Origin of the sequence: Streptomyces sp. NRRL WC-3626 (assembly GCF_000718785.1) — a bacterium.
GTDB lineage: Bacteria > Actinomycetota > Actinomycetes > Streptomycetales > Streptomycetaceae > Streptomyces > Streptomyces edwardsiae.
Genome location: NZ_JOCA01000012.1, coordinates 38,718 through 53,246, shown reverse-complemented (window position 1 = coordinate 53,246; position 14,529 = coordinate 38,718). Strand labels below are relative to the sequence as shown.

Sequence of the window (14,529 nt, the reverse complement as noted above, 5' to 3'; positions counted from 1 at the left end):
GGATGTGAGGGAGGGCTGCCGACGCCACCCGGGCCTTCGACGGGGGCCATTCGAGTCAATAGGATCGCCCTAGGCTCAGCAGACCCTCCTTCCCCATGAATTCAGGACACCCGACATGCCGCGACGCCGCAGTTCCAGCTCGTCCAGTCCGACGGCTCCGAGGAACCGCACGCCGCAGCCGGTCCAGGTGCGGCGGCGGTCGTTCGGGGACTTCGTCAAGGCGTTCCTCGCCTTCGTGGCGCTGGTGGTGCTGCTGGCCGGGGTGCCGCTCGCGCTGGCGACGCAGGCCGGGTGGCCGCTTCCGGACACGTTCGAACCGATGGAGTGGCTCAAGCAGGACATCTCCGTCGACACGTTCCTCGGCATCCTGACCTTCGTGGTCTGGCTGGCCTGGGCGCAGTTCACCGCGTGTGTGCTCGTCGAGATGAAGGCCGCGCTGTCGGGGGTCGGGGTGCCGGGGCGGGTGCCCGGGGCCGGACCCAGTCAGCTGCTCGCGCGGCAGCTCGTCGCCGCCGTGCTGCTCGTCGGCGCGGCCGCGGCCAGTTTCACTCCGGGGCTGAGCCAGCTCGGGCAGGGCCTGGACGGGGACCAGCGGCCCGCGGTCGCGGCGTCCGCCCAGCAGACGCCGGGGCTCTTCGCCCAGCAGCAGGAGCAGGCGGCCGGTACCGCCGCCGCCCTCGCCGAGCAGGCGTCGCACGCCGACGCGTCCGCGGGCAAGCAGCACGGCGACACGAAGTTCTACCGGATCCAGCCCCCCGAGGGGCGGCACCACGACTCCCTCTGGGAGATCGCCGAGCGGCACCTCGGGGACGGACGCCGGTACAAGGAGATTTTCGACCTCAACAAGGACCGTGCCCAGCCCGACGGTTCCAGGCTGTCCGAGGCCAGCCTGATCCGGCCCGGCTGGATCATGGAGATGCCCGGCGACGCCCGCGGCGGCGACCTCGTCGAGATGCCGGACGACGCGCCCGAGGTCCCGGCCGAGGTGCGCGAGCAGATCCGTGACTACGACAGGACCGGGGAGCACGCGGAGAGGGGCGGGGGCGGCGGTGACACCGCGCAGGTCTCCGTTCCCGAGCAGCGGCCCGCCCCCGCGCCCGCGCCCGCGAAGGACGACGCCGGGCAGCAGGCCACCCCTGCCCGGGACACGTCCTCCTTCGGGCTCCCCGAAGCCCTCCTCGCCGCGCCCCTCCTCGCCGCCGGCCTCCTCGGCGCCCTCGGGCACCGGCGCCGTCAGGCGCTGTGGCAGTCGGCGTTCGCCGGGATCGGCGGGCGCGGGATGGAGCCGCCCACACCGACCGGTGACGCCCTGGACGTCCACGACGCGCTGCTCGTCGGCGCCGACCCCGAGGGCGTACGGCTGCTGGACCGGTCGCTGCGCGGGCTCGCCGCGTCCCTCGCCGGCGAGTCCCGTCCGCTGCCCACCGTCTACGCGGCCTGGCTGACCGACGGCGACCTGCACCTCCAGCTCGCCCAGCCGTCCGGGAAGCCGCCCGCCCCGTGGCGGCTCGGGGAGGACCAGACCGTCTGGACGCTGGCCGGGGACGACGCCGCACGGTACGAGGACGTCGACACCGCCGCTCCCTTCCCCGGCCTCGTCAGCCTCGGCACCATGGACGACTCCCGTCTGCTGCTCAACCTGGAGGCCGTTCCCGGCCTCGTCTCGCTGAGCGGCGCCGAGGCCGACCGGGCCGCCGTGTTCGCCTCCGTCGCCGCCGAGTTGGCCACCAACGGCTGGTCGGACCGGATGACCATCACCCTCGTCGGCTTCGGCGAGGACCTCACCCCGCTCGCGCCCAGCCGGCTGCGCCACCTCGACGGCATCGAGGCGCTGATCGAGACCATGGAGGCCGAGACCCGGCAACGGCGCGGCGCACTCGGCGCGGCCGGGCACGACTCCGTGCTCACCGGACGCACCGGGCCCGCCCGGCACACCCGTTGGGCCCCGCACCTCGTCCTGCTCGCCGCCGAACCGTCCGCCGAGGACGCCGTCACGCTCGCCGAACTCGCCGCCGACGCCGGCCGCCTCGGCATCGGCTACCTCGTCGGCACCGGCAGCGGCGATCTGCCGGGCGCCGCCTGGGAGATGGAGATCACCGGCGAGGGCAAGCTGCTCGCGCCCCTCCTCGGACTCGAACTCGACGCCCAGTCGCTGCCCGTCGCCCAACAGCGCGCGGTCGTCGAGCTGTTCGCCGGCGCCGACCCCGAGCGCGGCCCCGACGGGCCCGGCGACACCCCGCCGTTCCTCGTCGACATCAGCGAGCAGGGGCGGCCCGCCGTCTACGCGCGGCTGGTCGGACCGTACGAGATCATCGGCCTCGACACCCCGGACGGCGAACGCAGCGCCCTGCTCCACGAGGCGCTCGCACTGCTGCTCCTGCACCGCGAGGGCGTGCACCCGCGCGTGCTGTCGTCCGCGCTGTGGCCGCGCGGGGTCACCGACGACGTACGCGAGGCGCTCGTCGAGCGGCTGCGGGCCTGGCTCGGCACCGACCCCGACGGCACCCCCCGGCTGGGCACGGACACCACCGGACGGCTCACCCTCGCCAAGTCCGTCGTCTCCGACCTCGACGTGCTGCGGTCGCTGTACCACGAGGCCACCCAGGGCAAGGGCGTCGACAGCCGGGCCGTCCGCGGACGGCTGCTCACCGACGCGCTGGTACTGGTGCGCGGTCCGCTCCTCGCCGACCGGGCCGAGGGCCGCTACCGCTGGCTCACCCACGAGATCGTCGACGCCCAGCTCCCGCTGCTCGTCGCCGACACCGGACTCGCGCTCTCCGAGTTCCACATGGAGAAGAACCGCGCGGAGAAGGCCATCGAGGCGCTGAACGCCGCGCTGCGCACCGCCCCGGCCGACGAGCGGCTGTGGAACGAGCTGCTGCGCGCCACCCACTCCCTCGACGACCACGGGCGGCTCACCGCCCTCGCCGCCGACCTCGTCGGCCGCGCCGGCGCCCGCGGACTGCCGCCCCGCACCGAGGCACTGCTCGACGAACTCCTGCCCACCTGGCGCGACGCGGTCGCGGCGGCCGGATGAACGGGCAATCGGACGCCCTGCTGATCGCCGTCGCCGCGCTGTGGGGCGCGTCGGCCGGCCGGGTGCTGCCCCGCGCGGCCTACCGGTTCTCCGTCCCCGCGGGCGAGGAGTGGCGGACGGCCTGCCCGGCGGGGCACCCGGTCGGCGGCTGGCTGGGACGGGCCCGCTGCGGGGCCTGCGCCGGACCGTCGTACGGCCCCGGCACCGCGTCCGTCGTCGTCACGGCCCTCGTCTGCGCCGCCCTCGCCGCCGCCACCGGCACCCGGCCCGAACTGTTCGTCTGGCTGCTGCTCGCCCCCGTCGGCGTGCTGCTGGCGGTCGTCGACTTCCGGGTGCAGCGGCTGCCCGACCCGCTCACCCTGCCGTTCGCCGCGGCCGCCCTCGTCCTCCTCGGCCTCACCGCCCTCGCCCCCGAGCACGCGGGGGAGTGGACCATCGCCCTCCTCGGCGCGCTCGCCCTCGGCGCCGGCTACTTCGTCCTCTTCCTCGTCAACCCGGGCGGCATGGGCTTCGGCGACGTGAAACTCGCGCTCGGCGCCGGTGCCGTCCTCGGCTGGTACGGCTGGCCCACCGTGATGCTCGGCACCCTCGCCGGATTCGTGTTCGGCGCGCTGTACGGCGGTGCCCTCGTCGTCGCCCGGAAGGCGGGACGCAAGACCGCCATCCCGTTCGGGCCCTTCCTGATCAGCGGGGCGTTCGCCGGGCTGCTGATCGGCGCGTACGCGGCCTGACGTGAACCCCCTGATCCGGCTGACGTAGGCTGGATCGGTCCGCCCACAGCAGCTCCGAAAGGAACGCCGGTGACCGAGAAGGCCGACCTTCAGACCGTCCTCGACCGTGCCGCCGCCGGTGGGCGGATCACCCCCGAAGAGGCCCTCGTCCTCTACCGCGACGCCCCGCTGCACGCGCTGGGCGCCGCCGCCGACGCCGTGCGCAGGCGCCGCTACGCCGGTACGGAGCACATCGCGACGTACATCATCGAGCGGAACATCAACTACACGAACGTGTGCGTCACGGCGTGCAAGTTCTGCGCCTTCTACTCGGCCCCCAAGGACACCGCGAAGGGCTGGACCCGCGACCTCGACGACATCCTGCGGCGCTGCGCGGAGACCGTCGAGCTCGGCGGCACGCAGATCATGTTCCAGGGCGGTCACCACCCGGACTACGGCGTCGAGTACTACGAGAAGCACTTCGCCGCCATCAAGAAGGAGTTCCCGCAGCTCGTCATCCACAGCCTGGGGGCGAGCGAGGTCGAGCACATGGCGCGGATCTCGGGCGTGAGCGTCGACGAGGCGATCACCCGTATCCACGAGGCCGGGCTCGACTCCTTCGCCGGCGCGGGCGCCGAGCTGCTGCCCGCCCGGCCGCGCAAGGCCATCGCCCCGCTCAAGGAGTCCGGCGAGCGCTGGCTGGAGATCATGGAGATCGCGCACGGGCTGGGTGTCGAGTCGACGTCCACCATGCTGATGGGCACCGGCGAGACCAACGCCGAGCGCATCGAGCACCTGCGGATGATCCGGGACGTGCAGGACCGTACGGGCGGCTTCCGCGCGTTCATCCCGTACACCTACCAGCCCGAGAACAACCACCTGAAGGGCCGCACGCAGGCCACGCTCTTCGAGTACCTGCGCATGATCGCCATCGCCCGGCTGTTCATGGACAACATCGCCCACATCCAGGGCTCCTGGCTCACCACCGGCAAGGAGGTCGGCCAGCTCTCCCTGCACTACGGCGCCGACGACCTCGGCTCCATCATGCTGGAGGAGAACGTCGTCTCCTCCGCCGGTGCCAAGCACCGCTCCAACCGGATGGAGATCATCGACCTGATCCGCAAGGCGGGGCGGGTCCCGGCCCAGCGGGCGACGACGTACGAGCACCTGGTCGTCCACGACGACCCGGCGAACGACCCGGTCGACGACCGCGTGGTCTCCCACATCTCCTCCACGGCCATCGAGGGCGGCACGGCCCACCCGGAGCTGAAGCTCCTCGCGTCCAACTGACGTCCCCGTGCTGACCCTTCACACCGCCGACGCCTCGCCCGGGACCGCCGTCGTGGTCGACGGCGCGCACATCGCCGCCGTCGGCCCGTACGAGGAACTGGCCGCCGGTCATCCGGGCGCCCGGCTGCGCCGGTGGCCCGGCATCCTGACGCCCGGTCTGCTCAACCCCTACGGTCCCGAACTGCTGGAGCAGGCGTACCACCCCGATCCGCGCGAGGCGGACAGGCTCGGCACCGAGCCGGTGTTCGGGGAGCGCGCGCGGGCACTTCTGGCCGCCGGACCGTCGGCGCGGGGCGCCAGCGCACGCCGCGGAGTGCAGCGCATGCTGGCGCACGGAACGGTCGCGGTCGCCGGTGAGCTCCGCGGCCGCGAGGCCCTGGACGCGGTGCGCAGGGCCGGGCTCGCCCTGGCGGGGCGTCCGGCCGCACCGGCCGGCCCCGCCGCGCTCTCCCCGGCCCCCCTCGTGCTGCTGCCGGGCCTCGGCGCCGGGAAACCCGCGCGGTTCGCGGTGTTCGACGTGCCCGACCGGGACGCCCTCGTACGGGACGGCGCGTCCACGTGCGTGGCCACCGTCGTGAGCGGCCGTCTGGTGTACCGGCGGCGCTGACCCGTCGGCGGCGGGGCACTCACCCCGAGAACGCCTCCCCGAACGCCCCGTCCTCCTGGGACACCCCGCTGCACTTGGTCAACGCGTCAGCCGCGGAGGCGTCCTCGCCGCACTGCCTGTCCCGGAACGCCGACCACATCGACACCCACGCGACCCCCTTCTCCTCCGCGAACCCCCGCACCTCCGCCGCGTCGGCCAGCGTGAACGTCTCCCCCTCCACGTCGTTGACGCCCAGCATCGACGTGAGCGCCAGCCCCCGCCACGCCTCCGTCGCGGACAGCCCGTACATCTCCCGGAGCTGACCGTGCGCGGCCCGCGCCGACGCGAGCGCGTAGTCGCCCATGTCACCGTCGTACGACTCGCCGTAGTTCATCGTCATGATGTTGACGACGGCGACGTCGACGCCATGCGCGTCGGCCGACTCCAGCAGCGCCAGCCCGTGTTCGTCGAGCCCCGACGGCATGACCGGCAGCGTGAACGACACCTCCAGCTCGCCGCGTTCCTCCTGCAGCAGCGCGATCGCCTCCGAACGCCGGTCCACGGACGCGGAGTCGGAGAGTTCGTCACCCTCGATGTCGAAGTCCGCGAGGTCCGTACCCGCCGCGTCCAGCGCGGTCCCGTACGCCTCCGCCAACGCCTCCGCGCTGTCGCAGGCGGCCCCCAGTTCCTCCCCGGAGGCGCCGCCGAAGGACACCCGCACGTCCGCGCCGGACTCCCTCAGCCCCGCGATACGGGAGGCCACGGTCTCGGTGCCGATGTCATGGATGCCGTCCCAGGACGGGACGCAGTCACCGTCGGCGGAGATCACGAACGCCAGGTTGTACGCCGCCGGCGACCCCGCCGAGTCGGTGCCGGAGGCCGTGTCGGCGCTGACGTACGGCGCGTACGCGGTGCCCGGTACGGGCGACGGAGCCGCGTCCGTCGTACCGTCCCCGCCGGAGCAGCCCGCGAGCAGGACCAGCCAGGACAGGACGAGCCCGGTGACGGACTTCCGGGAACCGCGCATCGCGCTCCGTTCATACGACTTTCTCAGCGAACGCCCAACGTGACACACACGCCTGTGTCCCGCCTGCGGATGTACGCCCGGTTTCCGGAAGATTCTCAGCGGAGGCCGAGGTTGGCGGCTCTCTCACGGAAGACCCACAGGAAATGCCAGGTTTTCCGCAGATTACGGCCTCTACCGTCCGGGCATGCAATCCGATCCCGCCATCGAAAGCCGTGCCACCGGGCGCGGCCGTCGCCGCAAACGCCGTAACGGACCCGGTGAGGGGCCCGTCTTCGTCGACTCCTCAGGCCGCCGGGCCAGGCTGCTGCGCCGGATCGGTCTCCTGCTGGGAACCGTCTGCGCCGGATACGCGGTCGTGCTGGGTCTGGCCTTCCTCGGCATCGGCACCTCGGTCACCCCGGCCTCGCTGCTGCCGTTCCAGGACGGCGCGGGCCCCGGCGGCGGCGCGGGACCACGCGACGGCACACCCCCGACCGGCACACCCCCGGCACCGCCGGCCGCCACCGCCGGCGCCCCCACCCCCGCCGCCTCATGACCGCCGCCCCGCCCGCCCGCGGCCGGCGCCGCGCCCCCACCCGCATCGAGCGCGCCGCAGGCCGGGCCGCCGCACTGCACCGGCCCCGCGTGCTCCTCGCCCTGCTGCTCCTGCTCGCCCTGACCTGCGTACTGCTCCTCGACGGCTATCTGCGCGCCGAGGTGGGCGACGACCAGCGGGTCCGCGCCGGGGCCTCGTCCTTTGGCGTACCCGACGACATCCTCGACGGCGGCCCGATCCTCACCTTCCCCGGCGGACGGGCCACGACCGTCTCCGTCCCGGAGCGGACGATCGCGCTCACCTTCGACGACGGACCGGACCCCACCTGGACGCCCCGGGTGCTGGAGATCCTGGAGGAGTACGACGTACCCGGCACGTTCTTCGTGGTCGGCTCGATGGTGGCGCGCCACCCCGGCATCGTGAGGGACCTGGTGGACCAGGGCAACGAGGTCGGCGTCCACACCTTCACCCACGTCGACCTGTCGTACCAGAGCGCCTCCCGCGTCACCCGCGAGATGGAGCAGACCCAGCTGGCACTCGCGGGCGCGGCCGGGATCACCACCACCCTGTTCCGGGCGCCGTACTCCTCGAAGACGGACGCCGTCGACGACTACAGCTGGGAGGTCTACCAGCGGCTCGGCGAGGACGGGTACACCAGCGTCTTCATCGACACCGACAGCGAGGACTGGAAGGAACCGGGCGTCTCGGAGATCGTCGAGGGGGCCACTCCGGAGGACGGCGAAGGCGCCTCCGTGCTCTTCCACGACTCCGGCGGCGACCGCACACAGACCCTCGAGGCGCTGCCGCGGTACATCGAGAAGATGAAAGCGAAGGGCTACACCTTCACCACCGTCAGCGGCGCCATGGCCGGTGCCGACGGCGCACCCCGTGCCGCCGGCGACCCGCTCCAGGCCTCCCACCGCCCCGCCACCGGCACCACCCTCTACGAGGGCAGGGCGCTCGTCGCGGCCGTCACCGTCGCCGAGTGGACGGTGCCCGCGCTCTCGGCGGGCCTGGTGGTCGTGGGCGTGGCCGTCCTGGGCCGGTTCGGGCTGATGCTCGTCCTCGCGCGGCGCCATCACCGGCAGCGCAACGGACGCCGCTTCGGCTGGGGGCCGCCGGTCACCCGGCCGGTCAGCGTGATCGTCCCGGCGTACAACGAGAAGGAGTGCATCGGGAACACCCTGCGCTCGCTGGCCGCGAGCACCCATCCGGTCGAGATCCTCGTCGTCGACGACGGCTCCACGGACGGCACGGCGGAACTCGCCGAGGCGCTCGCCCTGCCGAACGTGCGGGTGATCCGGCAGGCCAACGCGGGCAAACCGGCCGCACTGAACCACGGCATCCGCAGCGCCCGGCACGACATCGTCGTGATGATGGACGGCGACACCGTCTTCGAACCGGACACCGTGGGCAGGCTGGTGCAGCCCTTCGCCGACCCGTCGGTGGGCGCCGTCGCGGGCAACGCCAAGGTCGGCAACCGCTCCACGCTCATCGGCGCCTGGCAGCACATCGAGTACGTGATGGGCTTCAACCTCGACCGGCGCATGTACGACCTGCTGCGCTGCATGCCGACCATCCCCGGCGCGATCGGCGCGTTCCGCCGCGAGGCGGTCCTCCAGGCGGGCGGGATGAGCGAGGACACCCTCGCCGAGGACACCGACATCACCATCGCGCTGCACCGCGCGGGATGGCGGGTCGTCTACGAGGAGCACGCGCGCGCGTGGACCGAGGCGCCCCGCTCGCCGCGCCAGCTGTGGTCGCAGCGCTACCGCTGGTCGTACGGCACCATGCAGGCGCTGTGGAAGCACCGCAAGTCCCTGACGGACAGGGGGCCGTCGGGGCGGTTCGGGCGGGTCGGCATGCCGCTGGTGGTGCTCTTCCAGATCGTCACACCGGTGTTCGCGCCGCTCATCGACGTGTTCACCCTGTACTCGATGCTGTTCGTCGACTTCCGGGCCGCCCTGCTGGCCTGGCTCGCCGTCCTCGGTGTGCAACTGGGATGCGCGGCCTACGCGTTCCGGCTCGACCGGGAGAAGTGCCGGTATCTGCTGATGATGCCGCTGCAGCAGCTCGCGTACCGGCAGCTGATGTACCTCGTCCTCATCCACTCCTGCGTCACCGCACTGACCGGCGGCCGGCTGCGCTGGCAGAAGTTGAAGCGGACCGGCGAGGTCGGGATGCCGTCGGGGAGCGGCGGCTGATGCGGCGGCCCGCGAGCGGGGCGTACGCCGACGCTTCCGCCCGCGGGGCGGGCTGCAAGAATGGGCTCGTGACCCGCGCATCCCTGGACAAGCAGCCGCACGAAGTCGCCTCGATGTTCGACGACGTCGCGGAACGATACGACCTGACGAACGACGTGCTGTCCCTCGGGCAGGACCGGCGATGGCGCAAGGAGGTCGCGAAGGCCGTCGACGCCCGGCCCGCGCAGAAGATCCTGGACCTGGCGGCCGGTACGGGCACGTCGTCGATGCCGTTCGCCCGCGCCGGCGCCTACGTCGTGCCCTGCGACTTCTCCCAGGGCATGCTGCGGGTCGGCAAGCGGAACAACACCTGGCTGCCGTACACGGCCGGCGACGCGACCCGGCTGCCGTTCAGGGACGACGTGTTCGACGCCGTCACCATCTCCTTCGGGCTGCGCAACGTGCAGGACACGGACGCGGCGCTGCGCGAGATGCACCGGGTGACCCGGCCCGGCGGGCGGATCGTCATCTGCGAGTTCTCGCATCCGACGTGGGCGCCGTTCCGCACCGTCTACACCGAGTACCTGATGCGCGCGCTGCCGCCGGTCGCCCGGTCGGTGTCGTCCAACCCGGACGCCTACGTCTATCTCGCCGAGTCCATCCGCGACTGGCCCGACCAGCCCGCGCTGGCCGGACGGCTGCAGGGCGCCGGCTGGTCGAAGGTGGCGTGGCGGAACCTCACCGGCGGTGTGGTGGCGCTGCACCGGGGCTTCAAGGAGAGCTGAGCACCACCGGGTGCGGCAGGGCGGGCTCGTCCAGTTCCCTCGGGAACCCGCCGGGGGGCGGCTTCGGTCCGCGCGGCTCGCGCACCCCGCCGCCGCCCTCGCCCTCGCCGAAGTCGAACCACACGTGGACCACGGAGTCCCGCGGCACCTCGGTGCCGGGCTGCGGATACTGCCGTACGACGTAGTCGACGACGACGAACTGGAAGTCCGCCCGGTCCGGGGCGTTCACCGACAGGCCCCGTGCCCGGGCCGACTCGCGCGCGTCCACGGCCATCAGTCCGACCAGGCGCGGTACGCGCACGTCGGGCGTCGGGATCCTGGGTGTCATACGCACGGACGTCACCCCCAAGCGGTACCGGCAGAGTAGACCCGGGAGCGGGCCGCCGGAAGCTTCAGATGGCTTTCCGTGACAATCGACTACGCAGAGTGACCATGCGGGATCACAGGTCGAGGCGGTAGCAGTGCGCCGTCCGCGGGTCGGGCGGGAGCGTGAACGTCTCGGCGAGACGCATGCCGAGCCGCCGGGTCACCGCTATGGAACGGGCGTTGCGGGAGTCCACCATCGCCACCACGCCCTTCAGACCGGACGCCGTCACCCGCTCCAGGGTCTGCCGGGCCGCCGAGGTGACGTACCCCTTGCCCCAGTGCTCGCGGGCGAGCCGCCAGCCGATCTCGATCTCCCCCGTGGGACCCCACTCGCGCTCCCACGGCTGGGCTCCGGTGAAGCCGATGACCTGCCCCGACCCGTCGAGCATGCTCCACAGGCAGAAGCCGTGCTCGGCGTCGTGCCGGCGCTGGCGGGCGGTGAGCTCCTCGTACACCGACAGCTCCGCCGGGGCGCCGCCGTGGAACTCCATGACGTCCGGGTCGGCGAAGATCCGGTGCCAGGCGAAGGCGTCCTCATGGGTGGGTACGCGCAGCCGTACAGCGGGGAGAGCTCGGTTCACGGGGCAGCCCTTCAGCGGGGTGATCAATCGTGCTGAATAGACTGCCCATGTCCAGTGCCGGTCGGCACGCAGATTTCGAACTTGGGGAGATCCCGCCGTGACCGAGCCCCTCTCCGAAAGCACCGCCGATGTGATCGTCGTCGGCGCGGGGCCAGCCGGCTCCACCACCGCCTACCACCTGGCCCGGTCCGGACTCGACGTGCTCCTGCTGGAGAAGACCGAGTTCCCGCGCGAGAAGGTGTGCGGCGACGGCCTCACCCCGCGCGCCACCAAGCAGCTCGTCGCGATGGGCATCGACATCTCCGAGGAGGCCGGCTGGCTGCGCAACAAGGGCCTGCGCATCATCGGCGGCGGCGTCCGTCTCCAGCTGGACTGGCCGGATCTCGCCTCCTTCCCGGACTACGGCCTCGTCCGCAAGCGCGACGACTTCGACGAACAGCTGGCCCGGCAGGCCCAGAAGGCCGGCGCCCGGCTGTACGAGCGCTGCAACGTCGGGGCGCCCGTCATCGACGACCGCACCGGCCGTATCACCGGCGTGAAGGCGAAGCTCGGCGAGGAGAAGCGGGAAGTCACCTTCCACGCCCCGCTGGTGGTGGCCGCCGACGGCAACTCCACCCGGCTGTCCCTGGCGATGGGCCTGCACCGCCGCGAGGACCGGCCGATGGGCGTCGCGGTCCGTACGTACTTCACCTCGCCGCGCCACGACGACGACTACCTGGAGTCCTGGCTGGAGCTCTGGGACCGCCGGGGCGCGCAGGACCGGCTGCTGCCCGGCTACGGCTGGATCTTCGGCATGGGCGACGGGACGAGCAACGTCGGCCTCGGCGTGCTCAACACCTCCGACTCCTTCAAGGAGCTGGACTGGCGCGAGGTCCTCAAGGCGTGGTGCGCGTCCATGCCGGAGGACTGGGGCTACACCCCGGACAACATGACCGGCCCGATCCGCGGCGCCGCCCTCCCCATGGCCTTCAACCGCCAGCCGCACTACACGCGCGGGCTGCTGCTCGTCGGTGACGCGGGCGGTCTGGTGAACCCGTTCAACGGCGAGGGCATCGCCTACGCCATGGAGTCCGGGCAGCTCGCCGCCGACGTCATCGTCCAGGCCCACGCCCGCGCCACCCCGTCGCAGCGGGAGATCGCCCTCCAGCGCTATCCGCGCGTGCTGAAGGACACCTACGGCGGCTACTACACGCTCGGCCGGGCGTTCGTGAAGCTGATCGGCAACCCCAAGGTCATGCAGATCGCCGCCCAGCGCGGACTGACCCACCCGATGCTGATGAGGTTCACCCTGAAGCTCCTCGCCAACCTCACCGACCCGACGGGCGGCGACGCGATGGACCGCATCATCAACGGTCTGAGCAAGGTGGCGCCGAAGGCGTGAGCGGCCTGACGGGCCGTCGGATCGTGATCATTGCGTGATCCGGTCGCGGACAACTGTTCGACCGCGGTCGGGGTCGTACGGGACGTAACCAGTGAGGCACGTCCCGTACGACGAAAGAGCCTTCCATGACAGAACAGGCACAACGGCGGCCCGGACCGCTGAGAACCCTGGGACTGGTGGCCGCCGCGAGTCTGGTCGCGGCCGGTGCCGCCACGGGCACCGCCCGGGCGGCCGACGAGCCCCTTCCCGTGACCATCACCGGCGAGGACCGGGTCGACCTGTCGCTGGGGTCCGGCAACGGCGACCCCACGGAGCCGCAGGTCGACCTGCGGCTGGACGTCCCGGGGGAGGAGCACGAGGGCGACGGCGACATCCCGGCCGTCTTCAACGGCGAGTACACGATCCGTATCGACGCCACCGCACTGGAGGGCGTCGCCTCGGTGGACCTCCCCTGCGACGTCGACGGTCTCGTCGCCACCTGCACGGGCTCGGAGCTGTACGCCGGGCAGCAGTACAACCGGCTCGGCGGCATCCGGCTCGACATCGACGACGACAGCGAGGCCGGGGACTCCGGCAGCATCGAGGTCACCGGTGCGGGCGAGGGCCTGGAGTTCACGCCGCTGAGCGTCGACGTCCTCGTCGGCGGGCCCGAGTTCGTGAACCGCAAGCTCTCGCTGCCCGAGGACTACCGGGCGGGCGAGACCTACAAGGCGCCCCTGGGTCTGCGCAACGCCGGTGACATGCCCGCCGAGGGCGCGGTGCTGCGGTTCCACGGCTCCCGCGGCGTGATCTTCCCCGACTCCTACGGCAACTGCGCCTACTCCGAGGTGACCACCGGCCCGCTGCTGTACCAGGGCACCGACGTCGTCTGCGTCTTCCCGGACGGCATCGCCGCCGGCGCGGCGTACACGACGGCCGAGCCGCTGAAGGTGAACACCGCGGACTTCGCGCTGCGCGACATCTTCACCTACTCCTTCACGGCCGTGCCCCCGGACGAGGCGGCCGGACTCCTGGCGGCGAAGGACTACCGGCGGGGCAACGGAGCGGACCTGGCGCTGAAGCAGGTCTCCGACGCCGACCCCGCGGACTACGCGCGGTACGCGGAACTGGACCTCCCCTTGACGAACACCTACGACCTCGAGCTGACCGGCGCCTCGCTGGACGCCGCGGCCGGCGAGACGGTGACGGCGGAGATCGGCTTCCGCAACAACGGGCCGGCCTGGATCAGCGCCCTGCGCTCCGGCGGCGAGTCCTTCTCCTTCACGGTGCAGGCCCCCGAGGGGGCGACCGTCACCAAGGTCCCGCAGAAGTGCCGGGAGATCACCCTCCCCGACGGCGGCGGGAAGGGCTACCGCTGCTTCGTGAGCACCCCGCTGCTGGAGGACGCCGAGTTCGGCTACCCGTTCGAACTGCGGGTCGACCGGGTCGTGGAGAACGCCAGGGGCAGGGTGGCGCTGCCGGAGTCGCACGACCCGGCCGAGTCGGACCTCACGAACAACTCGGCCTGGATCGTCCTCAACGGCCCGGACGGGCCGACGGACGGCGGAACGGGCCAGAACGGCGGCGGTACGCCGTCCGCCTCCCCTTCGCCGTCGCCGTCGTCGCCCGGCCCCGGGCAGGGCGGCACCCCGGGCTCCGGTACCGGCGGCACGTCCGGTGGCGGCGTCCAGGGCGGTCTGGCGTCCACCGGAGCCGGCGGGACCGTGCTGATCGGCGGAGCGGCGCTGCTGGCGCTGGGTCTCGGCGCGGGTGCGACCGTGCTGCTGCGCCGCCGGGCACCGCGGACGGGCGGGGCCATCGCCTGAGCGGTGTGAAGCCGTGAGCGGCGTTGTGGGCGGCCGGAGCCGGGAAGGCGGGCTCCGGTCGCCCGCGTGTGTGCCGGGGCGCGTGAGGGGGCACTGCGGGGCCGTACGGCGGTGCGGTGGCGCGCGGCGGCAACGTCAACCGGCCCGAATCGGGGGACGATTCGGGCAATCGGGCGATCTTGGGTGGTGTGCGGGTACGGCGGAGGGCCGCTCCGCTCCTTCGACCGGCAGCGGCCCTCCGGC

The 14,529-nt window shown here is 72.7% G+C and carries 12 protein-coding genes; 9 read left to right on the top strand and 3 right to left on the bottom strand.

All coding sequences use genetic code 11. From position 1 onward, the window contains the following. The first annotated feature begins 115 nt into the window (after positions 1 to 115). The 4 genes from IF28_RS0119715 to IF28_RS0119700 all read left to right on the top strand — a co-directional run bounded on the left by IF28_RS0119715 (position 116) and on the right by IF28_RS0119700 (position 5,644). Positions 116 to 3,037 carry a BTAD domain-containing putative transcriptional regulator gene (locus IF28_RS0119715; protein ID WP_030221935.1) on the top strand — a complete coding sequence of 974 codons (2,922 nt, stop codon included), beginning with the start codon at positions 116 to 118 and terminating at the stop codon, positions 3,035 to 3,037. Beyond that, entirely contained in the window at positions 3,034 to 3,768 is a 735-nt protein-coding gene (locus IF28_RS0119710) for a prepilin peptidase (RefSeq protein WP_030221933.1), read from the top strand. Before IF28_RS0119715 ends, IF28_RS0119710 begins: the two co-directional genes overlap by 4 nt. A gap of 69 nt (positions 3,769 to 3,837) precedes the next feature. Further along, positions 3,838 to 5,037 (top strand): cyclic dehypoxanthinyl futalosine synthase, encoded by a 1,200-nt coding sequence (gene mqnC / locus IF28_RS0119705; RefSeq protein WP_030221931.1) that lies wholly within the window; start codon positions 3,838 to 3,840, stop codon positions 5,035 to 5,037. Positions 5,038 to 5,044: 7 nt separating this feature from the next. Further along, positions 5,045 to 5,644 carry an imidazolonepropionase-like domain-containing protein gene (locus IF28_RS0119700; protein WP_030221928.1) on the top strand — a complete coding sequence of 200 codons (600 nt, stop codon included), beginning with the start codon at positions 5,045 to 5,047 and terminating at the stop codon, positions 5,642 to 5,644. A gap of 19 nt (positions 5,645 to 5,663) precedes the next feature. Here the strand turns inward: IF28_RS0119700 and IF28_RS0119695 are convergent, their stop codons facing one another. Continuing rightward, entirely contained in the window at positions 5,664 to 6,650 is a 987-nt protein-coding gene (locus IF28_RS0119695; RefSeq protein ID WP_030221924.1) for a chitinase, read from the bottom strand. A gap of 184 nt (positions 6,651 to 6,834) precedes the next feature. On the opposite strand from IF28_RS0119695, the gene IF28_RS36440 reads away from it, so the two are divergent. The 3 genes from IF28_RS36440 to IF28_RS0119680 all read left to right on the top strand — a co-directional run bounded on the left by IF28_RS36440 (position 6,835) and on the right by IF28_RS0119680 (position 10,153). Continuing rightward, entirely contained in the window at positions 6,835 to 7,185 is a 351-nt protein-coding gene (locus IF28_RS36440; protein ID WP_051713794.1) for a hypothetical protein, read from the top strand. Then, positions 7,182 to 9,389 carry a bifunctional polysaccharide deacetylase/glycosyltransferase family 2 protein gene (locus IF28_RS0119685; RefSeq protein ID WP_030221916.1) on the top strand — a complete coding sequence of 736 codons (2,208 nt, stop codon included), beginning with the start codon at positions 7,182 to 7,184 and terminating at the stop codon, positions 9,387 to 9,389. The genes IF28_RS36440 and IF28_RS0119685 overlap by 4 nt, the downstream gene beginning before the upstream one ends. A gap of 68 nt (positions 9,390 to 9,457) precedes the next feature. Further along, positions 9,458 to 10,153: a demethylmenaquinone methyltransferase gene (locus IF28_RS0119680; protein WP_030221913.1), complete on the top strand. Its 696-nt coding sequence runs from the start codon at positions 9,458 to 9,460 to the stop codon at positions 10,151 to 10,153. Here IF28_RS0119680 and IF28_RS0119675 read toward each other — a convergent pair. Together IF28_RS0119675 and IF28_RS0119670 are read right to left on the bottom strand one after the other, a co-directional pair. Next, positions 10,140 to 10,481: a PASTA domain-containing protein gene (locus tag IF28_RS0119675; RefSeq protein ID WP_078621264.1), complete on the bottom strand. Its 342-nt coding sequence runs from the start codon at positions 10,479 to 10,481 to the stop codon at positions 10,140 to 10,142. The genes IF28_RS0119680 and IF28_RS0119675 overlap by 14 nt on opposite strands. Positions 10,482 to 10,593: 112 nt before the next feature. Beyond that, positions 10,594 to 11,100, bottom strand: coding sequence for a GNAT family N-acetyltransferase (locus IF28_RS0119670; protein WP_030221907.1), 507 nt, complete (start codon positions 11,098 to 11,100; stop codon positions 10,594 to 10,596). A gap of 97 nt (positions 11,101 to 11,197) precedes the next feature. Between IF28_RS0119670 and IF28_RS0119665 the strand changes: the two genes are divergently transcribed. Both IF28_RS0119665 and IF28_RS0119660 read left to right on the top strand, forming a co-directional pair. Next, positions 11,198 to 12,481 carry a geranylgeranyl reductase family protein gene (locus tag IF28_RS0119665; protein ID WP_030221904.1) on the top strand — a complete coding sequence of 428 codons (1,284 nt, stop codon included), beginning with the start codon at positions 11,198 to 11,200 and terminating at the stop codon, positions 12,479 to 12,481. Between the two features lie 125 nt (positions 12,482 to 12,606). Further along, positions 12,607 to 14,286 (top strand): hypothetical protein, encoded by a 1,680-nt coding sequence (locus tag IF28_RS0119660; protein ID WP_030221903.1) that lies wholly within the window; start codon positions 12,607 to 12,609, stop codon positions 14,284 to 14,286. The last annotated feature ends 243 nt before the right edge of the window (positions 14,287 to 14,529 follow it).